General features: G+C 70.3%; 19 protein-coding genes. 10 read left to right on the top strand and 9 right to left on the bottom strand.

Annotated features, from left to right (window positions below; all coding sequences use genetic code 11):
* Nucleotides 1-304: 304 nt before the first annotated feature.
* From OG214_RS23625 to mscL, 6 genes are all read left to right on the top strand, one after another.
* Nucleotides 305-1,906: a potassium/proton antiporter gene (locus OG214_RS23625; protein WP_405987587.1), complete on the top strand. Its 1,602-nt coding sequence runs from the start codon at nt 305-307 to the stop codon at nt 1,904-1,906.
* Between the two features lie 267 nt (nt 1,907-2,173).
* Complete coding sequence (locus OG214_RS23620) at nt 2,174-3,556, top strand: MFS transporter (RefSeq protein WP_405985869.1); 1,383 nt, start codon at nt 2,174-2,176, stop codon at nt 3,554-3,556.
* 66 nt (nt 3,557-3,622) lie between these two features.
* Complete coding sequence (locus OG214_RS23615) at nt 3,623-4,000, top strand: FmdB family zinc ribbon protein (RefSeq protein ID WP_405985868.1); 378 nt, start codon at nt 3,623-3,625, stop codon at nt 3,998-4,000.
* 107 nt (nt 4,001-4,107) lie between these two features.
* Nucleotides 4,108-4,941, top strand: coding sequence for an S-methyl-5'-thioadenosine phosphorylase (locus tag OG214_RS23610; protein ID WP_363081031.1), 834 nt, complete (start codon nt 4,108-4,110; stop codon nt 4,939-4,941).
* 193 nt (nt 4,942-5,134) lie between these two features.
* Nucleotides 5,135-5,899 (top strand): hypothetical protein, encoded by a 765-nt coding sequence (locus OG214_RS23605; protein ID WP_405985867.1) that lies wholly within the window; start codon nt 5,135-5,137, stop codon nt 5,897-5,899.
* Nucleotides 5,900-6,067: 168 nt separating this feature from the next.
* Complete coding sequence (mscL, locus tag OG214_RS23600; RefSeq protein ID WP_363081029.1) at nt 6,068-6,544, top strand: large conductance mechanosensitive channel protein MscL; 477 nt, start codon at nt 6,068-6,070, stop codon at nt 6,542-6,544.
* Between the two features lie 67 nt (nt 6,545-6,611).
* On the opposite strand, the gene OG214_RS23595 is transcribed toward mscL, so the two are convergent.
* Nucleotides 6,612-6,836 carry a hypothetical protein gene (locus OG214_RS23595; RefSeq protein ID WP_405985866.1) on the bottom strand — a complete coding sequence of 75 codons (225 nt, stop codon included), beginning with the start codon at nt 6,834-6,836 and terminating at the stop codon, nt 6,612-6,614.
* A gap of 395 nt (nt 6,837-7,231) precedes the next feature.
* On the opposite strand from OG214_RS23595, the gene OG214_RS23590 reads away from it, so the two are divergent.
* Both OG214_RS23590 and OG214_RS23585 read left to right on the top strand, forming a co-directional pair.
* On the top strand, nt 7,232-8,263 hold the full coding sequence (locus tag OG214_RS23590) for a P1 family peptidase (RefSeq protein ID WP_363079584.1): 1,032 nt from the start codon (nt 7,232-7,234) through the stop codon (nt 8,261-8,263).
* Between the two features lie 145 nt (nt 8,264-8,408).
* Nucleotides 8,409-9,263, top strand: coding sequence for a DUF6227 family protein (locus OG214_RS23585; protein WP_363079583.1), 855 nt, complete (start codon nt 8,409-8,411; stop codon nt 9,261-9,263).
* 87 nt (nt 9,264-9,350) lie between these two features.
* Here the strand turns inward: OG214_RS23585 and OG214_RS23580 are convergent, their stop codons facing one another.
* The 4 genes from OG214_RS23580 to OG214_RS23565 all read right to left on the bottom strand — a co-directional run bounded on the left by OG214_RS23580 (nt 9,351) and on the right by OG214_RS23565 (nt 15,120).
* On the bottom strand, nt 9,351-11,483 hold the full coding sequence (locus OG214_RS23580) for a fructose-specific PTS transporter subunit EIIC (protein WP_405985865.1): 2,133 nt from the start codon (nt 11,481-11,483) through the stop codon (nt 9,351-9,353).
* A 64-nt stretch (nt 11,484-11,547) separates the two neighbouring features.
* A complete protein-coding gene (gene pfkB, locus OG214_RS23575; RefSeq protein WP_405985864.1) occupies nt 11,548-12,495 on the bottom strand; it encodes a 1-phosphofructokinase in 948 nt (315 codons plus the stop codon).
* Between the two features lie 68 nt (nt 12,496-12,563).
* A complete protein-coding gene (locus OG214_RS23570) occupies nt 12,564-13,328 on the bottom strand; it encodes a DeoR/GlpR family DNA-binding transcription regulator (protein WP_405985863.1) in 765 nt (254 codons plus the stop codon).
* Nucleotides 13,329-13,497: 169 nt separating this feature from the next.
* Nucleotides 13,498-15,120, bottom strand: a complete 1,623-nt coding sequence (locus OG214_RS23565; protein WP_405985862.1) for an MFS transporter — start codon at nt 15,118-15,120, stop codon at nt 13,498-13,500.
* A 63-nt stretch (nt 15,121-15,183) separates the two neighbouring features.
* On the opposite strand from OG214_RS23565, the gene OG214_RS23560 reads away from it, so the two are divergent.
* On the top strand, nt 15,184-16,245 hold the full coding sequence (locus OG214_RS23560; RefSeq protein ID WP_405985861.1) for a helix-turn-helix transcriptional regulator: 1,062 nt from the start codon (nt 15,184-15,186) through the stop codon (nt 16,243-16,245).
* Between the two features lie 142 nt (nt 16,246-16,387).
* On the opposite strand, the gene OG214_RS23555 is transcribed toward OG214_RS23560, so the two are convergent.
* Complete coding sequence (locus tag OG214_RS23555; protein ID WP_363079577.1) at nt 16,388-17,386, bottom strand: sigma-70 family RNA polymerase sigma factor; 999 nt, start codon at nt 17,384-17,386, stop codon at nt 16,388-16,390.
* A 445-nt stretch (nt 17,387-17,831) separates the two neighbouring features.
* A complete protein-coding gene (locus OG214_RS23550; protein ID WP_363079576.1) occupies nt 17,832-18,614 on the bottom strand; it encodes a class III extradiol ring-cleavage dioxygenase in 783 nt (260 codons plus the stop codon).
* A gap of 171 nt (nt 18,615-18,785) precedes the next feature.
* Between OG214_RS23550 and OG214_RS23545 the strand changes: the two genes are divergently transcribed.
* Nucleotides 18,786-19,319, top strand: coding sequence for a MarR family winged helix-turn-helix transcriptional regulator (locus OG214_RS23545; protein ID WP_383036623.1), 534 nt, complete (start codon nt 18,786-18,788; stop codon nt 19,317-19,319).
* A 118-nt stretch (nt 19,320-19,437) separates the two neighbouring features.
* On the opposite strand, the gene OG214_RS23540 is transcribed toward OG214_RS23545, so the two are convergent.
* Complete coding sequence (locus tag OG214_RS23540) at nt 19,438-21,012, bottom strand: MFS transporter (RefSeq protein ID WP_405985860.1); 1,575 nt, start codon at nt 21,010-21,012, stop codon at nt 19,438-19,440.
* A 405-nt stretch (nt 21,013-21,417) separates the two neighbouring features.
* Nucleotides 21,418-22,080 carry a helix-turn-helix domain-containing protein gene (locus OG214_RS23535; protein WP_363079573.1) on the bottom strand — a complete coding sequence of 221 codons (663 nt, stop codon included), beginning with the start codon at nt 22,078-22,080 and terminating at the stop codon, nt 21,418-21,420.
* Nucleotides 22,081-22,204 lie beyond the last annotated feature (124 nt).

Below are 22,204 nucleotides of genomic sequence, written 5' to 3'. Positions count from 1 at the left end.
CCGTTCCCCGCCCCCGACGCGGTGTCATGTTGTGCGACTCATCGGACGACCACACAGGGATACAAGCGGGATTCCTAGGGGGTTCCGGCTGGGATCTTGCCGGGATCTTGCCGGAATTCGCGCGCTATGGCGACGCAGATCACATCCGTGGTCGTACAAGCGATCGAACGCGTCAAGAAAACGTTAAAGATTAGGTAAGGTAACGAAGTACTGGCCGCCGGAGGAACGATCCGGCGTGCGCGAGGGGAAGGATCGGCCGCTGACTGTCCACCAGCTCAATGAACTCCTGCTCGTCAGCTCACTCGTGCTGCTGATCGCGGTCGCGGCCGTACGGATCTCGTCCCGGAGCGGCCTCCCCAGCCTGCTCCTGTACCTCGGCATCGGGGTCGTCATAGGGCAGGACGGCATCTTCCATGTCAAATTCGACAACGCGGGACTGACCCAGGTCATCGGCTATGCCGCGCTCGTGGTGATCCTGGCCGAGGGCGGCCTCGGCACCAAGTGGAAAGAAGTGAGACCGGCGCTGCCCGCCGCCGCCGCGCTGTCGACCGTGGGTGTCGGCGTGAGCGTCGGGGTGACGGCCACGGCCGCGCACTATCTGGTCGGTCTGGACTGGCGGCAGGCCCTGATCGTCGGCGCGGTCGTCTCCTCGACGGATGCCGCCGCGGTCTTCTCCGTACTGCGCAAGGTGCCCCTGCCGTCCCGGGTGACCGGCGCGCTGGAGGCGGAGTCGGGCTTCAACGACGCCCCTGTGGTGATCATCGTGGTCGCGCTCTCCGCGTCCGGTCCGGTCGAGCACTGGTACGTACTCGTCGGCGTGATCGCGCTCGAACTGGCCATCGGCGCGTGCATCGGGCTGGCCGTGGGCTTCGCGGGCGCCTTCGGGCTGCGGCATGTGGCCCTGCCGGCCTCCGGGCTCTATCCGATCGCGGTGATGGCCATCGCCGTCTCGGCGTACGCGCTCGGCGCCACGGCGCACGGCAGCGGATTCCTCGCCGTCTATATCGCCTCGATGATCCTCGGGAACTCCAAACTGCCGCACGCCCCGGCCAACCGCGGCTTCGCGGAGGGGCTCGGCTGGATCGCTCAGATCGGTATGTTCGTCCTGCTCGGGCTGCTGGTGACCCCGCACGAACTGGGCGACGACTTCCTGCCCGCGGTGATCGTCGGACTGGTGCTGACCGTGGTGGCTCGGCCGCTGTCCGTGCTGGTCAGCCTGCTGCCGTTCCGTATCCCCTGGCAGGAACAGGCGCTCATGTCCTGGGCGGGACTGCGCGGCGCGGTGCCCATCATTCTCGCGACGATCCCCATGGTGTCGGAGATCGAGGACAGCCTGCGGATCTTCAATATCGTCTTCATCCTGGTCGTGGTGTACACGCTGGTGCAGGGTCCGACGCTGCCCTGGCTGGCGAAGGCGCTACGGCTCGGCAGCACCTCCACGGCCTCCGATCTGGGCATCGAGTCGGCGCCGCTGGAGCGGCTGCGCGGGCATCTGCTCTCCGTGGCGATCCCGGAGCGGTCGAAGATGCACGGTGTGGAGGTCGGCGAGCTGCGGCTGCCCTCGGGGTCGGCGGTGACGCTGGTCGTACGGGAGGGCAAGAGCTTCGTGCCCTCGCCCGCGACCGTGCTGCGCCGGGGCGACGAACTGCTGGTGGTGGCGACGGATCCGGTACGGGACGCGGCGGAACGGCGGCTGCGGGCCGTCGCGCAGGGCGGCAAGCTGGCCGGCTGGCTGGGGACGGGGGCGGGGGCGTCCTCGGGCTCGGGTACCGGCACCGGCACGGGTTCGGGTCCAGGTCCGGGTTCGGGATCGGGCACGGGTTCGGGCACAGGCGCCGGGAGAGGCTCGGGGACGGGTACGGGCGCGGGAACCGGCGCGGCGGGGGTCGGCGGACGGTCGGGGTAGCACCGGGCGGGCTCGTGCAATCACAGGTGTGGACCGGTGGTGCTTGGGATTCCCAGGGGGCGCGATATTTGTACCTGTATGATGAAGGCGCACCTGACTGACTGATCGACCACCTCTGCCTGACGCAGTGCTGGCGCGACCGTATGGCGGCCGTGGCGCTTCCCGTAGTGGGCCCTGGTATCTACCGCAGATCCGCGCAAGAGGACAGCTCTCGGCTGCCCCCGTGACCGCGGGGGCGCGCTACCAGGCGGCAGAAAGGCAAGGACCGTGTCCCGCAACACGGTCGGCACCGACGCGCCCCCCACCACGCGGAACGCTCCGCGCCGCCCCGGCTACGGGCAGCTCCTGCGTACACCCGGTGCCTGGACATTCCTGCTGCCCGGCTTCGCCGCTCGGCAGCCCTTCGCGATGCTGACGATCGGCATCGTCCTGCTGGTCCAGCACACCACCGGTTCGTACGGCAGCGCTGGAGCCGTCGCCGCCGTCACCGGTGTCTCCATGGCCGTCTTCGCCCCGCGGAGCGGCAGGCTCGCGGACCGGTTCGGGCAGCGCGCGGTGCTGATACCGGGCGTGCTGACGCACACCGCCGCCGCCGCCGTACTGACCGTGCTCGCGCTGGCGGACGCTCCGCTGTGGGCGCTGTTCGTCGCGGCCGTCCCCACCGGCGCGTCCGTCCCGCAGATCGGCCCCATGGTGCGATCGCGCTGGGCCGCCCTGCTGAGCGGCACATCCGGGCAGAACGGCTCGGAAGCCGGGCCGGGGACGGGTTCCCGGACCGTCTCTTCGAAGAACTCGTCGAGGACCTCCTCCCTGCTGCCGACCGCCGCCGCCTTCGAATCCGTGACGGACGAGTTCACCTTTGTCATCGGGCCCGTGCTCGCGACCGCGCTGTGCACCGGCGTGCACCCGGCGGCCGGACTGATCGCCGAGGCCGCGCTCACCCTGGTCGGCGGGCTGCTCTTCGCCGCCCAGCGCGGCACGCAGCCCCGCAGCGGCCCCCGGGGCACCGGTGGCCCGGGGGAGCCACGTACATCCGCGCTGTCCGTGCCCGGCGTACGGGTCCTGGCCGTGGCCTTCCTGGGCATCGGCTCGGTCTTCGGCGGAATGCAGGTCTCCCTCACGGCCTTCGCCGAGGAGATCGGTGCCCCCGGGGTGAACGGTGTGCTGTACGGGATCTTCGCCGCCGGCAATATGCTCGCCGGGATCGTCTACGGCGCCAGGGCCTGGAAGACCGGGCCGCGCCGCAGACTGCTGTTCGGATACATGGGACTGACCCTGGTCGCCTCCACTCTGTGGGCCGTGAACTCGGCGCCGCTGCTCGCCGGGCTCGGACTGCTGGTCGGGCTCTGTATCGCGCCCGCTCTGATCACGGGCTACACACTGGTCGAACCGCTGGTGGCCGCCTCCGCCCGTACGGAGGCGTTCACCTGGCTGACCGGCGCGGTCGCGCTGGGCCAGGCCGCGGCCGTGACCGTCGCGGGACAGCTCGCCGACGCACATGGCGCGAGCGCCGGATTCGTGGTCCCGCTCGTTGGTACGGTGCTGGCGCTCACCACCCTGGTGGCACTGCGCTCCCGGCTGACCCCGAAGGCCTCGGGGCCGGTCGCCGCACGTGGGATGAGTCACCGCGTGCCGGTGGCAGTGGACTGATCGCGCGGAATACGTCACTATGGAGCGTCGTTAGCACTCATTGAGTGAGAGTGCCAGGAGGAGCAAGTGCCGACCTATCAGTACCAGTGCACCGAGTGCGGCCAGGGCCTTGAAGCGGTGCAGAAGTTCACCGATGACGCCCTGACCGTATGCCCGAATTGCGAGGGACGCCTGAAGAAGGTGTTCTCCGCGGTCGGCATTGTCTTCAAGGGCTCCGGGTTCTACCGCAACGACAGCCGTGGTTCGTCGTCGAGCAGCGCGCCCGCTTCGGCGAACTCGTCGGGCTCGGCCTCCTCGGGCACGAAGTCGGAGTCCAAGGCCGCGGCGCCGGCCTCCTCCTCGGCCTCCGGTTCCTCCGCGTCCGGTTCGGGCTCCGGATCGAGTTCGGGCTCCAGCTCCTCGACATCGAGCAGCAGCAGCTCCAGCGGCTCCTCCGCCGCCTGATCCGCGTCGCGCGCCCGCTTCATCGCCTTCTCTTCGCCGGGACCCCGCCGTTTCCCACGGCCGGGGTCCTTCGCGTATGCCTGTGACGGGGCCGCTACTGTGATCGGATGGCGAACGCAGAGATCGGCGTGATCGGTGGCTCAGGTTTCTACTCCTTTCTGGAGGATGTGACCGAGGTCCCGGTGGACACTCCCTACGGACCGCCCAGTGACTCCCTCTTCCTCGGCGAGATCGCCGGTCGGCAGGTGGCGTTCCTGCCCCGTCATGGCCGCTCGCACGGCCTCGCCCCGCACCGCATCAACTACCGCGCCAATCTCTGGGCGCTGCGCTCCGTCGGTGTGAAGCAGGTACTGGGACCGTGCGCGGTGGGCGGGCTGCGCACGGAGTACGGGCCGGGCACACTGCTCGTACCCGATCAGCTCGTGGACCGTACGAAGGCACGGACACAGACCTACTACGACGGGGTGCCGCTGCCGGACGGCAGCGCGTCCAAGGTCGTCCATATCTCGCTCGCCGACCCCTACTGTCCCGAGGGCCGCCAAGCGGCGCTCGCGGCGGCGCGGGCGCACGACTGGGAGCCGGTGGACGGCGGGACGCTCGTGGTCATCGAGGGGCCGCGGTTCTCGACTCGGGCGGAGTCCCGGTGGCATGCGGCGATGGGCTGGTCGGTCGTCGGGATGACCGGACATCCCGAGGCGATACTCGCTCGTGAACTGGGCCTGTGCTACACCTCCATGACGCTCGTGACGGATCTGGACGCGGGGGCGGAGACCGGCGAGGGGGTCTCCCACGAGGAGGTCCTCCAGGTCTTCGCCGCGAATGTCGACCGACTGCGCACCGTGCTCTTCGACGCGGTGGGCGGACTGCAGCCGAGTGAGACGCGGGACTGCCTCTGCTCGCATGCGCTGGACGGGATCGACACCGGGCTCAAGCTGCCCTGATCACGAGTTGCCCCGTTCCTCCGCGCACCATGCGCGGAGGAACCGGATTCGGGTGGGCGAAGGCGGTAACCACCCGGGCGGGTGGCGGAGTTGTCCACAACCGGCAGGTCATCCACAGGCCCCGGCGGGATCGTGGCGGGCCGTGGATCGTGGGGAGCGATCGCGAAACTCCTCACGTCAGGCGGTGGTCGCCATGTCCCGTTCCTTCTCCCCCGACCCGCACGACTCGTGTGATCCGTCCCTTCCGCCCGCTGTCCCGGCTGTTCCCACCCCCGTCCCCGCGGCTGCCTCGCACTCCCGCCCCGCCCTTTCCCGGCCGCTTCCGCTTCCTCCGTCCTCGGCGCCGGAGCCGCGCGGAGTGCCGCCGTTCGGTCCGCTGCGGGTGCGCGGCTCCCAACAGCGGCTGCGCCGGGCGCTGCTGAGGCGGCGGCGCACGACCGCGGCGGGTCTGGCGATGACGGCCGCCGCGCTGGCCGCCACCGGAGCGAGCGGCGCGGTGGGTGCCTCGACGGGTACGGACGGGCGGGCGCGGCCCGGGGGCGACACCGTGACCGCTTCGCCGCCGCCGCTGTCACCTCCGTCGTCCTCTTCGTTCTCTTCGTCGTCTTCCTGGTCTTCGTCGCCGCCTCCGTCAGCCGGGCGATCATCTGGCGGGCGATCAGGGGAGTTGGTGTCCGCGGCGGTACGTATCGCCGATGCGGAGACGGTCAGGCTGCTGCGGCGGGGCGACCGGGTCGATGTGATCGCGGCCGCCGCGATCACGCCGCCGGCGGGAGTGGTGGACGCAGAGCCCGAGGCACGGGTGGTGGCGGCGGGGGTCCGGGTGGCCGCGATCCCGAAGACACGGGATTTCTCTCCGGACGGTGGAGCCCTGGTCGTGCTGTCCGTGCCGCGTGCCACCGCCGCGGTGCTGGCGGCGGCGAGCGCCACCTCACGGCTGGCGGTGGCGGTGTGCTGAGCTGGAGTGTGCGGAGCCGTCCGGCGCCGGGCCGGGGCCTGTTGAGTCGCACTGGCGAGCTGTGGCGTCGCCTGATCGCGTGTGCGGATTGGACAGCGCGGGCACGCGCCCCCTTAGGTGGCGGAGCAGATTGTCACTCGACCCGCACATGTGAAGAAAGGCTCACTCGTGAGCAAGGAGAAGGAGAGCGTACTGGAGGGCTTCAAGGCCTTCCTGATGCGCGGCAACGTGATCGACCTCGCGGTCGCCGTTGTCATCGGCGCCGCGTTCACCAATGTCGTGAACTCGGTCGTCAAGGGCCTCATCAACCCGGTGGTCGGCGCGTTCGGCACCAAGGATCTGAACAAGTACAGCTCGTGCCTCAAGTCGCCCTGCGAGACGAACGCCGCGGGCGAGGTGGTCTCCGGAATCCCGATCATGTGGGGAACGGTGCTGAGCGCGGTCCTCACCTTTGTGATCACGGCGGCCGTCGTGTACTTCCTGATGGTCCTGCCGATGGCCAAGTACCTCGCCAGGCGGGCCAGGCAGCAGGCCGCCAAGGAAGATGTCCAGGAGGTCATGGAGGTCAGCGAGCTGGAGGTGCTGAAGGAGATCAGGGACGCCCTGGTAGCCCAGCGGAGCGGGTCGGGGCAGAGCACTTCATAGGACCGCGTGGAGCGACCGGAGAAGGCCCGGCGGCCCAGGACCCGGGGGCCGGGGCCGCGGGCGGCGCTCAGAGGTGGTGGGGCGGCTTCTCGTCCAGGAAACGGGCCAGATCGGCGGCGCTGTCACCGCTCCCGGTGGGCCGCTCTCCCCAGCCGCCGTCCGTGTCGTCCGAGGACTGCTGGTCCAGCGGATCGTCGAAGATCAACGCCGGATGGGGCCGGGGCGGGCCGGGCGGACGGGGTGGCGAGGACTGCTCCGCGGCCTGCGGCTCGGGGGTGGGGACGACGCTCATACCCCCAGAGTACGGGGGCACGGTCCGCACCGAGGGGCCTGCTGGGGGCCGGGCCGGGCAGGCGGTCCCCGGAGGCGGGGCGTACGCCTCTCCGGCCCGGCGCCCGCCCCTCCGGTCCGCCGGGTCCCTGATGTCGGCCTGCGACGTCGGCCGGCGGGGTAGGGCGCCCCCGCTCTCGCTCTGGCTGCCCGCCCGGTCCGGTTGCCGCCCGTAAGCCACTTCGGGACCGGAAAGCGACGGCAACTGGCGCGGCCGGTATCGGTGGTGGCGTCCATCGCATGTACGTTCGTCGGGTCCTGGACGATTTTTCGTCCCGGGGCTGGTGGCGACGGTGATGGTGGCGGTCGGGGTGACACTCGCGGCCTCCCGAGGGACGCGTGGTACGGATGGGGTTCATGGCAATCAATGACGCACTGACCGATGTGGCGGGCCTGCGGGTCGGACACGCCCGTGTCGCGGGGGGCCGTGCGCTCACCGGCACCACGGTCGTCCTCGCCCCCCAGGGCGGGGTGGTGGCCGCCGTGGACGTGCGGGGCGGGGGCCCGGCCACGCGGGAGACGGATGCTCTCGACCCGCGCAATATCGTCGAGCGCGTCGATGCCGTCGTGCTGACGGGCGGCAGCGCGTACGGACTCGACGCGGCGTCCGGAGTGGTGGCCTGGCTGGAGGAGCGCAAGCGCGGCGTGCGGGTCGGTCCCGACCCCGCCCAGGTGGTGCCGGTCGTCCCGGCCGCCGGTGTCTTCGACCTGGGGCGCGGCGGCGACTGGCGGATACGCCCGGACGCGGCGACGGGCCGTGCGGCGGTGGAGGCGGCGGCCTTCACGGCGAGCGGGGCCCCGGTCGCGGAGGGCAGCGTGGGCGCGGGGACGGGCGCCGTCGTCGGCCCGCTCAAGGGCGGGATCGGTACGGCGAGCACGGTCCTGGACTCCGGCGCGACCGTCGCGGCGCTGGTGGTGGCCAACGCGGCGGGCTCGGCGGTGGATCCGCTGACGGGCGTGCTGTACGGGCGCTACTTCAGCGGTCGTACGGAGTATCCGAGACCCGAGGTCCATGTGGCCGCCCAGCTGCGGCTGGCCGAGCTGCGCGAGCAGAACGGTCCGGCGCCGCTCAACACCACGCTCGCCGTCGTCGCCACCGACGCCGAACTCTCCCGTGCCCAGGCGCAGAAGCTCGCGGGGACGGCGCACGACGGTATCGCGCGCGCCGTTCGTCCTGTGCACCTCCTCAACGACGGGGACACCGTCTTCGCCCTCTCGACGGGCCGGCGGGCTCTCGCGCAGGGGGATCCGCTCGCCCTCAACGAGGTGCTGGCGGCGGGCGCCGACGTGGTGACCAGGGCAATCGTGCGGGCCGTACAGGCCGCCAAGGGCATCCGGGGACCCGGCGGGACGTTCCCCTCGTACGACGAGTTGTACGGGCTCGACTGACGGGCGCGGAGGCCGAGTTGATGGGGGCGCAAGGGAACTTCACGTACGCCCCCTTCGTTTTCCCAAACCTGGGACGCAATGTCAGCCCTAGGCGCTACGTTATGCAATCACCAAGTGACATGTGGCGACGGCCTGGAGACCCATCTTGAACGATCCCTACGAGACAACCGAGACGCACCTCGAGCGACTCCTGGGTCGGGCACTCAACTCCTTCGACCTGCCCGACGCACTGGTCGAAAAGCTCGACAGTGCGCTGGCGCACGCCAGCTCGCTGTGTTCCGCGCACCACAGTGCGGGGCTGCACCGTGAGACCTACCGGCACACCTATCTGCTCAGCGACGGCGGTTCGCTCACCCTGTGGGAGCTGGTGCACAACACCGGCCGGGACGGCGCGCGGCTGCACGAGCTGTACGGGGAAGAGTCCGAGGTGCGGCTCGCCGCTGCCCGGCTCTGCCATCCCAGCAGTCCGGAGGCGGAGCGGCTCGCCGTCGACGGATCCGACGCCTTACCGGCGGGACCGGAGGCGGTGCCGCCCGGCGACAGGACGTCCATGGACGATGTCGCGGCCGGTCTGCTCGCGGAGCTGGAGTCCGAGCGTACGGCCGAGATCGACGCCCATCTCGCCCTGCTCCGGGGGCTGCGCGCGCTGCCCCCGGTGCCTCGGCCCCGGAGATATTTCCCGGACAACTCCCCCGACCACGCGCGCCGGGTGCTGCGCCGGGCGGAGAACGCCGACCGGCCCGGCGAGGAGACCGCGCGACTGCTTCGGACGGCCTTCGCGCACCACATCACACAGGTCTTCGGCCGGCAGTGCCAGGTCGAGGGCAAGGACGCGGGATTCATGCTCTACGAGCACGCCTTCCTGCTGATCGACGGCAGCGAGATGAGTCTCTGGGAGGTGGAGCACACCGCGACGCCGGACGGCCGGCACATGTGCGAGGTGTACGGGGCGGAAAGCACCGCGCGCGAAGCCATGGAGCTCCGCGCGCGGGTGCTGTGAGACGGCGTGGACCGAGCGCGGGGCGGTGGGAGCCGCCGATAGCCGCCGGGTGAGCTGAGGGCGGGTCGTACGGGGCGCGGAGCGGGCTCAGACAGGCTCCGGGACCTTGGCCGCCGCCCCGGCTCCACCGGCCGCCCCGTCCTCGGTCCGGGTGGCGTCCTCGTCCTGGTCCGGACGGCCCGTCTTCCGGGCTGCCTTGAGCAGGACGACCAGCCCGGTGCTCACGGCCGTACCGGCCGCGACGGCGATCAGATAGAGAACTGGATTGCCGATCAGCAGGATCACGAAGATGCCGCCGTGCGGTGCCCGAAGGGTGCACTCGAAGAGCATCGACAGCCCGCCGGTGACCGCGCCGCCGACCATCGCCGACGGGATCACCCGCAGCGGATCGGCCGCGGCGAAGGGGATCGCGCCCTCGGTGATGAAGGAGGCGCCGAGCACCCAGGCGGCCTTGCCGTTCTCCCGCTCGGTACGGGTGAACAGCTTGCCGCGTACGGTCGTGGTCAGCGCCATGGCGAGCGGCGGGACCATTCCCGCGGCCATCACGGCGGCCATGACCTTGAGGCTGCCCTCGTTGGGGTTGGCGAGACCGCCGACGGCGAAGGCGTAGGCGACCTTGTTGAGCGGGCCGCCCAGGTCGAAGCACATCATCAGGCCGAGGACGACGCCGAGGATGATCGCGTTGGTCCCGGAGAGGCCGGACAGCCAGTCGGTGAGCGCCTTCTGGAGCGAGGCGATGGGCTTGCCGACCACCAGGAACATCAGAAGGCCGACGACCGCCGAGGAGAGCAGCGGGATCACGACGACCGGCATGATGCCGCGCAGCGGGGCGGGCACGCGTATCCGCTGAACAGCCATCACGGTGCCACCGGCGATCAGACCGGCGGCCAGGCCGCCCAGGAAGCCCGCGTTGATCGTGAGGGCGATGGAGCCGCCGACGAAGCCCGGCACCAGACCGGGACGGTCGGCCATGCCGTACGCGATATAGCCCGCGAGGACAGGCAGAAGGAAGGTGAAGGCCAGACCGCCGACCTGGAAGAGCAGGGCCGCCCAGCTCGTGTGGTCCGTCCAGACGAAGTGCTCGGCGACGGAGGGCGCCTTGTCGACGGTGTAGCCGCCGATGGCGAAGCCGAGGGCGATCAGCAGCCCGCCCGCTGCCACGAACGGGACCATGTAGCTGACACCGGACATCAGCCAGGTGCGCAGCTTGGTGGCGTAGCCCTCGCCGGGTTCGCCGGTGCCGTCCAGGGGCGTGGGGTGCGAACCTGCGGCGCCGGAGCCGGAGTCGGAGCCGGCGCCGGTGACCGGGCCGGTGAGCTCGCCGCGTTCGGCCTTGGCGCGGACCTCGGCGATCAGTTCGGCGGGCCGGTTGATACCGGCCTTGACGCCGACATCGACGGTGGGCTTTCCGGCGAACCGCTCCTTCTCCCGTACCGGCACATCGTGCGCGAAGATCACGCCGTCGGCGGCGGCGATGACGGCGGGGTCGAGCCGGCTGAAACCGGCGGACCCCTGTGGCTCGACCACCACCTCGACGCCGGCGTGCTGCCCGGCCTTCTCCAGGGCCTCGGCGGCCATATAGGTGTGCGCGATACCGGTGGGACAGGAGGTGACGGCGACGATCCGGAAGACACGGTCGGCGGCGGTGGTGTCCGGCTCCGTGGCGGTCGTACCCGGCTCGGCGACCTGGACTCCCGGCTCGTCGACCCGGGCGCCCCGTTCGTCGGCCCGGACTCCTGGCTCGTCGGCCGGTGCGTCCGGACCGGCGTCACCGGGCTCAGCGGGGCCCTGGAGCAGGGCCGCTACGGCGGTCGCGTCCGCGGCCGTGCGCAGAGCGGTCGTGAAGTCCTCGTCCATCAGGCGGCGAGCCAGGGCCGAGAGGATCGTCAGATGGGTGTCGTCGGCACCGGCCGGGGCCGCGATCAGGAAGATCAGATCCGCCGGACCGTCCGGGGCGCCGAAGTCGACGCCTCGCGCCGAGCGGCCGAAGGCCAGGGTGGCTTCGGTCACGTGGGCGCTCCGGCAGTGCGGAATGCCGATCCCGCCGTCCAGGCCGGTGGGCATCCGCGCCTCGCGCGCGGCCACATCGGCCAGGAAGCCGTCCAGGTCGCTGACCCGGCCCAGGGTCACCATCCGTTCGGCCAGCGAGCGGACCGCGGCTTTCTTCGTCTCGGCGGCCAGGTCGAGATCGACCAGGTCCGCGGTGATCATCTCGCTCATCGCGGGCTCCTTCGCACAGGCGACGGGGAAGGGAAAAGGGAACGGGCAGGGGAAGGGGGGCGGTTCATGAGGCGGGCTCCCTGAGCGGGCGGTCCACCGGTACGTCGGCGGTCACCGTGACCGCCGACGGGTCCAGGTCCGCGGGTGAGGGCATCACGCTCCCCGGCAGCCGCACCGCCGCCGCGCCGTGCGCCACCGCCGCCGCCAGTGCGTCCGGGCCCTCACCGCCCGCCGTCAGAAAACCGGCCAGTGAGGCATCGCCCGCGCCGACATTGCTGCGGACGGCGGTAACGGCGGCGAAGCCGAAGTACGTTCCGGCGTCCGAGACCAGAAGCTGGCCGTCGGCGCCGAGGCTGGCGAGGACGGCCCTGGCACCGTATGTACGCAGTTCCTCCGCCGCCTTGACGGCGTCACCGAGCGTGGCAAGGGGGCGTCCGACGGCCTGGGCCAGTTCCTCGGCGTTCGGCTTGACGACATCGGGCCGCTCGCGCAGCGCCGCCGCCAGGGAGGGCCCCGAGGTGTCCAGCGCGATCCTGGCCCCGGCGAGATGCGCGCGGGCGACCAGTTCGGCGTACCACTCGGGCGCGAGCCCGCGCGGCAGGCTGCCGCAGCAGGCGATCCACGCGGCGGAGCGGGCATGCGTACGGATCATGGAAAGCAGCGACCGCGCCTCCACCGCGGTCAGTTCGGGACCCGGTGCGTTGATCTTCGTCAGGGTGCCGTCGGGTTCGGCGAGCGCGATATTGGAGCGGGTCGCGCCCGCGACCGGCACCGGAACGACCTCGATGCCCTGTCCGGCGAGCAGTTCCGCGACGAGCGCCCCCGGCGCTCCGCCCAACGGCAGTACGGCGACGGTGCGCCGGCCCGCCGCGGCGACGGCCCGAGAGACATTGACGCCCTTGCCTCCGGGGTCCATGCGTTCGGCCGTGGCCCGCAGCACCTCACCGCGACTGAGGGCCGGGACTTCGTAGGTACGGTCCAGGCTCGGGTTCGGGGTGACGGTGAGGATCATGGGTCCGGGTCCTGGTGCCTCTCCCGGCACTGGACGCTCAGCACTCAGCTCAGCACTCAACTCAGCACTCATTGGACGCTCAGCACTTCGGTGCCCGCGGCCTCGACCGCCGCGGTGTCCGACGCGCTGAGCCCGCTGTCGGTGATGAGCAGATCGACATCGGCGAGGGTGCCGAAGCGCGCGAAGTGCTCCTGGCCGTGTTTGGCCGAATCGGCGAGCAGCACCACCCGCCGGGCGGCGCCGACGAGCGCGCGCTTGACAGCCGCCTCCGCGAGATCCGGGGTGGTGAGACCGCCGTCGGGCGAGAAGCCGTTGGTACCGAGGAAGACGACATCGGCGCGGATCTCCCCGTAGGCCCGTAGCGCCCAGGCGTCGACGGCCGCGCGCGTACGGTGCCGTACCCGGCCGCCGACGAGATGCAGATCGATCCCGGGATGGTCGGCGAGACGGGCGGCGACAGGGAGCGCGTGGGTGACGACGGTGAGGGCGCAGTCCAGCGGAAGGGCCGCCGCGAGCCGGGCCACGGTCGAGCCCGCGTCGAGGATCACGCTGCCGTCCGTCGGCAGCTCGGCGAGCGCCGCGTGCGCGATGCGGTCCTTCTCGTCGGCCGCCGTGGATTCGCGCTCCGCGAGATCGGGCTCGAAGTCGAGCCGTCCGGCGGGGATGGCACCGCCGTGCACACGCCGTACGAGCCCGGCGCGGTCGAGGGCCTTGAGATCACGCCGTACGGTCTCGGCGGTGACCTGGAACTCCTCGGCGAGCGAGAGGACATCGACGCGACCGCCCTCGCGGGCCAGACGCAGGATCTCCTGCTGACGCTCCGGTGCGTACATGTGGGTTTACGTCCGTTCCGTGCCCGAACCTGTGGTTTCGGCGACACGCTACGCCGAGGTTTTAAGAAAGTAAACAGATCCGGGCACGGCACAGACAGGAACGGACACAGCAGGAACGAACAAGAAGAGACGATCAGACGGACAGGCGAACAGGCGCGCCAGGTCGCCGCTAGCGGTCTCCGGCCACGGCCTCGTCCAGGTCTGCCTTCTCCTCCGAGTGCTGCCCCGGCCGGGCCGGCAGCGCGAACATCACCGCGAAGATGAGCGCGAGCACCGCCACCACCCACCACAGCGCGTGCTGGAACCCGTCCGCGAAGGCCGCGCCCGTCGCGGATGCCACGCCCGTCGCACCCACGGCCCCCGCCGCTTCCGCTCCCCCGGTCGCGAGCCGGTCGTCGACCACCCCGAAGAAGACCACCGACACCAGTCCCAGCCCCAGCGCGTTGCCCATCTGCTGAGTGGTGTTGATCAGACCGGACGCCGAGCCCGAGTGCTCACGCGGCACCCCCGACAGCACCGCGTCCGTCAGCGGCGCCACGATCAGCCCCATACCGAGGCCCATCACCACCAGCGGCAGGGCCATCTGCCAGGAGTGGATCTCCAGTCCGTACCGCCCGGCCTCCCAGATGTAGAGCAGAAGCCCCGCCACCATCGTGAGCGCCCCGGTCTGAAGGACCTTGCGCCCGAAGCGCGGGACCAGTTTCTGTACGGAGAGTCCGGCCGCCACCGACACCGCGATCGAGAACGGGACACCGGTCAGCCCGGCGCGCAGCGGGCTCCAGCCGAGGCCGATCTGCATATAGAGCGTCCAGACCAGGAAGAAGATGCCCAGCGCGACACCGAAGGTGAGCTGTACGGCGATACCCGCGGCGAAGCTCTTCACCCGGAACAGCGACAGCTCGACCAGCGGCGACCCGTCCTTGCGCGTCTTGCGCCTCTCGTACGCCACGAAACCGGTGAGGACGACCAGACTGCCGGCCATGCAGAGGTGCCCCCACAGCGGCCACCCCAGCTCACGCCCGCGTGTGAGCGGATAGATCAGCATCAGCAGGGCCGCGGTCACCAGCACCACCCCGACCAGATCGAGCCTGAGCGCCTTAGGGGCCCTGGACTCGGTGATGAACTTCCGGCCCAGAACCACACCCGCTATACCGACCGGGAGATTGATCAGAAAGATCGGGCGCCATTCGAGGCCGAGGAGATTCCACTGGGTGAGCAGCGCGCCGAGCAGCGGTCCCGAGACCGCGCCGAGACCGACGATCGCACCGAACATCCCGAAGACCTTGCCGCGTTCATGCGCCGGGAAGGTGACATGGATGATCGCCAGCACCTGCGGCACCATCAGCGCGGCCATCGCGCCCTGGAGCAGCCGGGATCCGACCAGCATCTCCGGGTTCGCGGCGAAGCCGCAGAGCGCGGAGGCGACCGTGAAGCCGGTGATACCGATCAGGAAGAGCCGTTTGCGACCGTAGATGTCACCGAGCCGGCCACCCGTGATCAGTCCGGCGGCGAACGCCAGCGCGTATCCGGCGGTGACCCACTGGATCGCCCCGAACGAGGCCCCGAGATCCCGCTCCATGCTCGGAATGGCGATATTGACGATGGTGACATCGACCAGGTCCATGAAGGCGGCGGTCATGACGACGGCCAGGGCCAGCCAGCGACGGCGGTCGGCGGTACCTGCTCCCGGACCTGCTCCGGGAGCAGCGGAAGCACCGGATACGGCGGATACGGCGGATGCGCCGGGGGCGGACTCGGAAGCCGTATCCAGTACGGCGTGCGAAGAACTCATGCGCCGCACGTTAGGAACCATCTAGGCCAGTCCATGTCCTAGATGAAGCGCACCATGGATCGCATGACCGATACTCCGGCGCGGCTCCTCAGTCTGCTCTCCCTCCTCCAGACCCCGCGCGAATGGCCGGGCAGTGAGCTGGCGGAGCGTCTCGGCGTCAGCCCGCGCACCATCCGCCGCGACATCGACCGGCTGCGCGACCTCGGCTACCCCGTGGAGGCCACCAAGGGCGCCATCGGCGGCTACCGGCTGGTGGCCGGTACGGCCATGCCTCCGCTGCTCCTCGACGACGAGGAGGCCGTCGCCATCGCGGTCGGGCTACGGGCCGGGGCGGGCCATGCGATCGAAGGCGTCGACGAGGCCTCCGTACGCGCCCTCGCCAAGCTGGAGCAGGTGCTTCCGTCCCGGCTGCGGCACCGTGTCTCCACCCTCCAGGCCGCCACGATCCCGGTCACCCGGGGCGACGGCGCGACCATCGACCCCCGCACCCTGACGGTGATGGCGGGCGCCGTCACGGGCGGCGAACGGCTGCGCTTCGGCTATCGCTCGGGGGACGGTACGGAGACGAAGCGGCAGGTCGAGCCGTACCGTCTGGTCTCCACCGGCTGGCGCTGGTATCTGGTGGCCTACGACCTCGCACGCGAGGACTGGCGTACGTTCCGGGTCGACCGGATCAGCGAGCCCTTCGCCACCGGCGCCCGCTTCACCCCGCGCGAGCTGCCGACCGGGGACGCGGCGCAGTTCCTGCGGCGGTCGATGTCACGGAGGCAGTCGCTGACCGAGGTGACCGAGGTGGAGGTGAGCTTCGCGGCGCCCGTGGAATTCGTGAGGGCGCGGCTCCCCGGCTATCTCGGCGCACCCGAACCGACCGGCCCCGGCTCCTGCCGGCTGCGCACCACGACGACCGACTCCCTGGAGTGGCTGGCGCTGCGACTGGCACTGGTGAACTGCGAGTTCACGGTGCGTCAGCCGGCCGAGCTGACGGAGTGCCTGCGCGAGCTGGGAGCCAGACTCGTCCGCGCGGCGACCGCGACCGCGACCGCCACCGCGACCACCGGCGGAAGAGGAGTCACAGACGAACCCGCAGACGGACCCGCGGACCAACCTGACAGAGGAGAAGGGTGAGCCCCGGCACCTGGGGGGGGTTGGTGCCGGGGCTCGTCTATGGGGGCCGACGAATCGACCGGTGCGTACGAAGAGACAGTACGAGTAAGGGGGACACTACGGCTACTGGACGGCAACGTCACGCCGCCGCGTCGAAAAGACCTCACGCCGCCGCGTCGAACCCTGTATCCCGGGCCATCTTCTTCAGCTCCAGCAGAGCGTGCTTCTCTATCTGACGGATCCGCTCACGGGTCAGCCCATGCTGCTTGCCGACCTCGGTCAGCGTCCGCTCACGGCCGTCCTCGATGCCGTACCGCATCTTGATGATCGAGGCCGTCCGCTGGTCGAGCTTGCCTATCAGGTCCTCCAGCTCCTCGCTGCGCAGCAGCGTCAGCACGGACTGCTCGGGCGAGACCGCGGAGGTGTCCTCCAGCAGATCACCGAACTGTGTGTCGCCGTCGTCGTCCACCGACATGTTCAGACTGACCGGGTCACGCGCCCAGTCCAGCACGTCGTTGATCCGCGCCGGATTCGTGCCCAGCTCGGCGGCGACCTCCTCGGGCTCGGGATCCCGTCCGTTCTCGCGGTTGAACTCCCGCTGCACTCGGCGGATCCTGCCCAGCTCCTCCACCAGATGGACCGGCAGCCGGATCGTACGGGACTGGTCCGCTATGGAGCGGGTGATGGCCTGACGGATCCACCATGTCGCGTACGTCGAGAACTTGAAGCCCTTGGCGTAGTCGAACTTCTCCACCGCGCGCACCAGACCGGCGTTGCCCTCCTGGATCAGATCCAGCAGCGGCAGACCGCTGCGCGGATAGCGGCGCGCCACGGCCACCACCAGACGGAGATTCGAGCGTATGAAGACGTCCTTCGCGCGCTCGCCGGCGGCGACCAGCGCCTCCAGCTCCTCACGCGAAGCGCCACCGGCCTCGCTCTCCACCTCCGCGTCGAGGATCTGCCGGGCGTAGACCCCGGCCTCGATGGTCTGGGACAGCTCGACTTCCTTTGCGGCGTCGAGCAGCGGCGTACGCGCGATCTCGTCGAGGTACATGCCGACCAGGTCGCGGTCGGCGATCTCCCCGCCTACGGCGCGAACACTGCTTGCCGCTTTCGTGCCGCCGGAGGCGGCGGTACGACGGGCGACGGCACGGGTTGCCATGCGAGCTCCCTTACTGGACTGAGTAGGTCGCGACACCCTTCCGGGTGCCCTGCATCCGAAGGAAACAACGACTGGAATCCGGACAGAATTCCCATGGCGTACATACATTTTCTGATCATGCAGTACCCTGTGCCGCCGACCGGGGTGGACAGAAGCCCCAGAGAGGGACAGAAACCCAGGTCAGGGCCCGGCTGACGGACATCCCCGGCACTCTCGCCGGCTTCCGCGCCCAGCGCCTCCATGAGACGGCTGTCACATTTCGGTGACACCTTCACAGGCCCCCCCGAGGAGCGACCGCCCACGAGCGGCCGCCTCCACCGCGCTCCTACCCAGAAGACGGCCGGAGCCCTCCACAGGTTGCCCGGGGGCGCCTCGCCGAGGTACCGATCCCCCTCAGGCGCCCCTCAGGAGTGACAACGCACCGCAGTAGTGACAACGCACGGCCTCAGCCGAATTGCACCGACCTCTTCGCAAGACCCATCCAGAAGCCGTCGATGACGCTCCTGCCGCTGTCCAGCTCACCCTCCGCGGCACCCAGCGTCACGAACAACGGCGCGAAGTGCTCCGTACGAGGATGGGCCAGCCGGCCCGCCGGTGCCTTGTTCTCGAAGTCGAGCAGGGCGTCGACGTCCTGCGCCAGCAGCGCCCGCGTCCCCCAGTCGTCGAACTCCGCCGACCAGCCCGGCACCCCTTCGCCCAGGTGCCGCAGCGCCGCCAGATTGTGGGTGAAGAAACCGCTGCCGACGATCAGCACGCCCTCGTCGCGCAGCGGCGCCAGCCTGCGTCCGATCTCCAGCAGCTCGCGCGGGTCGAGCGTGGGCATGGAGATCTGGAGTACGGGGATGTCGGCCGCGGGGAACATCTCCACCAGCGGCACATACGCCCCGTGGTCGAGCCCGCGGTCCGGCACGTCCACCACGGGCCTGCCCGCACCGCGCAGCAACTTCCTCACGGAGTCGGCGAGTCCAGGGGCGCCCGGGGCCGCGTACCGTACCGCGTAGTAGTGCTCGGGGAAGCCCCAGAAGTCATACACGAGGGGTACGGTCTCGGTCGCGCCCAGCGCGAGCGGCGCCTCCTCCCAGTGCGCGGAGACCACCAGGACCGCCTTGGGACGCGGCAGCTCGGCGGACCAGGCGGCCAGCTCGGCCGGCCAGACGGGATCGTCGGCGAGCGGCGGGGCCCCATGGGAAAGGTAGAGGGCGGGCATACGCTCCGCGACGGCGTTCATGGCGACTCCAGGACTCTGTCGGCGACCGTGTCGGCTGGGGCTCGGTCGTCCCGTTCAGGGGCGATTCCCTTGGGTTCAGAGCGATTCACTTGGGGCAATCCGCTTGAAACCTCAAGCATTCAACTCATACAAGCCTATCCGCATCTAGTTTAACTTTCAAGAATGAGTAGAGTGGATTACATGACCACGGCATCCACCGGCAAAGACGCCGGTACGGGCGAGGAGCCGCGCTGGCTCAGCGATGAGGAACAGCGCGTCTGGCAGGCATACCTCCAGGCCACGACATTGCTGGAGGACCATCTCGACCGTCAGTTGCAGCGCGACGCCGGGATGCCGCACATCTACTACGCGCTGCTCGTCCATCTCGCGCGGGCCCCGCGGCGCCGTATGCGGATGACCCAGCTCGCCAAGGACGCCAAGATCACCAGATCACGGCTCTCCCACGCGGTGTCGAGGCTGGAGCAGCACGGCTGGGTCCAGCGTGAGGACTGCCCCTCCGACAAGCGCGGCCAGAACGCCTTTCTCACGGACCAGGGCAACGAGGTGCTGAAGCGGTCCGCGCCGGGTCATGTCGCCGCCGTACGCCAGGCGATCTTCGACCGGCTCAGCCCCGAGCAGGTGAAACAGCTCGGCGAGATCATGCGGGTGATGGCCGAGGGTCTTCAGCCGGAGGGTACGGGCGCGGATCTGCCCTGGCGCCGCTGAAGCGCGGGACACCAGGGCAGATCCGTTCTTCGTTTCCGCGTTCTTACGCTTCGGCGTTTCTACGCTTCCGCGCTTCGGCGCTTCTACGCTTCCGCGTTCTCACGCCTCCGTACGGCCGTCAGTGCATCACGACCGGTACCTTCGCCGCGTCCTCCGCACTCCCGGCCCCGGAACCCGAGGCGACCGGCGAGGCGCCCGGACGGCCGGTGTTGATGAAGGTCAGGGCGATCGCGGCGGCGACGGCCAGGATGCCGACCGCCCACCAGATCGCGCTGGAGTAGCCCTCCACCATCGCCCGCAGCTCAAGGAGCTGACGGTTGCTGGTGGTCGCCGCGTGCGAGGCGACGTACGCGGTCGTGGCCGAGGCCGCGATCGTGTTCAGCAGCGCCGTGCCGATCGCGCCGCCCACCTGCTGCGAGGTGTTCACCATCGCCGAGGCGACACCCGCGTCCCGCGGCTCGATGCCGTAGGTGGCGAGCGACATGGCCGGCATGAACGCTGTACCCATGCCCAGACCCAGCAGAAGCTGCGCCGGCAGGATCAGACCGGCGTACGAGGAGCCGATCTCCAGCTGCGTCAGCAGCAGCATGCCGAGCGCGGCGACCACGAAGCCGGGGCCCATCAGCAGCCGCGGCGGCACCCGCGTCATCAGCCGCGCGCCGATCTGGGTCGAACCCGTGATCATGCCCGCGATCATCGGCAGGAAGGCGAAGCCGGTCTTGAGCGCCGAGTAGTCCTTCACGACCTGGAGGTAGTAGGTCAGGAAGAGGAAGAGACCGAACATCGCGATGATGGCGAGGCCGAGCGAGAGATAGACACCGCCGCGGTTGCGGTCGGCGATCACGCGCAGGGGCAGCAGCGGGGACTTCACCTTGGACTCGACACCGACGAACGCCAGCAGCAGGACGACGGAGCCGACGAAGAGCGAGATCGTCATGGAGTCGGACCAGCCGTGGGACTCGGCGCGGGTGAAGCCGTAGACCAGCGACACCAGGCCCAGCGTGGAGAGCACGACACCGGGGATGTCCAGCGCGGAGGGGTTACGGCTGCCGGCCGGCTCGCGGATCACGAAGTACGCGCCCAGCGCGGCCACGATCGCGAACGGGATGTTGACGAAGAACGTCCAGCGCCAGTCCAGGTACTCGGTGAGCACACCGCCGAGGATCAGACCCACGGCGCCGCCGCCACCGGCGATGGCTCCGTAGATGCCGAACGCCTTCGCGCGCTCCTTGGCGTCGGTGAACATCACCGCGAGCAGCGAGAGCGCGGCGGGCGCGAGCAGCGCGCCGAAGGCGCCCTGGAGCGCGCGGGAGCCGAGCAGCATCGCCTCACCGGTGGCGCCGCCACCGAGCGCCGACGCGGCGGCGAAGCCGAGCAGACCGACGACGAAGGTGCGCTTGCGTCCCCACAGGTCGGCGATACGTCCGCCGAACAGCAGGAGACCGCCGAAGGCGAGGGCGTAGGCGGTGATGACCCACTGGCGGTTGCCGTCGGATATGCCCAGGTCCTGCTGGGCGGAGGGCAGCGCGATATTCACGATCGTCGCGTCGAGCACGACCATGAGCTGCGCGAGCGCGATGAAGACCAGCGCCTTCCACCGACCGGGGTCGGGGAGTGAGGCCGCTGAGAACGAGGACGAGGGCGAGGACTGCGCTGACGCGGCCGGTTCGGCCGGGGCGGCTGAATTTGACATGAGGGTATCCACCTAAGGACGCGGAAAGACGAAAATGTCGGTAAGTCTGTAAGTACAGGCGACGCTGCCGGTCTTACGAGGTCATGGAGTCACCGGGGCCGTCAGGTGACCGGGTCATGGACAGACGCCCTGAGGGACGGTCTGCCGGATGACGGCTCTGACGGTGACGGATCGGATCGATCGGATCGGGTCTGGCGGAGTGGTTCCGGAAGCCACCGGTACGGGGAGCCGGGGTACGGGGTCGTCGGATCGACCGCCGGGCTTCGGCGCCACGCGACGTTCCGCGCCGGTGCGGGACGTTCTGCGGCGGCCGGTTCCGCCCGGACGGCCGGGCGGCCCGTAGGGGCTTCGTTCTCGGCCGCCGGGCTGGGCCTCCGGGGCCGGAGTTCATGGTTCAGGGGCGCGTCACGGAGCGGCGCGGCGCAGATCCTCCAGGGTCGCTGCCGAGCCGGACAGTTCGGACCGGGCGGGTGCCTCCAGGCCGTCGAGGAAGAGCTGGAGATGCCGGTGGATGAACCGGTCCATGCTCACACATCCAGTGCCGGGCAGCGGACGGGTGAGCTGGGACAGTGCGACCATCAGATCACCGACGGCGACATCCTTACGGAGCCGTCCCGCCTGCCGTGCCCGCTCCATCAGCCCTTCGACCGCCCCTTCGAGTCGCTCACGCGCCGCGTCCAGATCGGGACGCGCCCGGTCGAACGTGCTCGAAAGCATGGGGCAGAGCGCCCCGATCCGCTCGTCAGCCGCGGTGTGCACGAAGATACGCAGCGCGGTGAGCGGGTCGGACTCCTCGACGGCGATGCGCTCCGCGTGGTCCGACGCGCGGGCCATGACGTAGAGCACGACGTCGTGGATGAGGGCATGGCGGTCGGGGAAGTGCCGGTAGAGCGTGGCATTGCCGATTCCGGCGCGGCGGGCGATCTCGTCGAGCGGGGCCTCGGCCCCGTACTCCACGAACAGCTCCCGCGCCGCCGCGACGATCCGCTCCCGGTTGCGCAGGGCGTCGGCGCGCGGCCGGGTGGCACGGCGCGCTTCGGGTCCGGCGGTGGTGGTCGCGGTGGTCACGTCGGGGCCTTCCCTCGGTTCTCGTCCTCGGTCCGTCCCCGTTCTCCGGGGACGTAGATGCAAACGGGGAAGCGCTCCCCGGTTATTTCACTCCTCCTTGTGACCCGCGTCACAAATACCTGCG

The sequence above is a fragment of the Streptomyces sp. NBC_00872 genome, assembly GCF_045161915.1.
Lineage (GTDB): Bacteria > Actinomycetota > Actinomycetes > Streptomycetales > Streptomycetaceae > Streptomyces.
The sequence above is the reverse complement of the archived record's forward strand: the minus strand, read 5'-3'. Positions and strand labels throughout refer to the sequence as shown.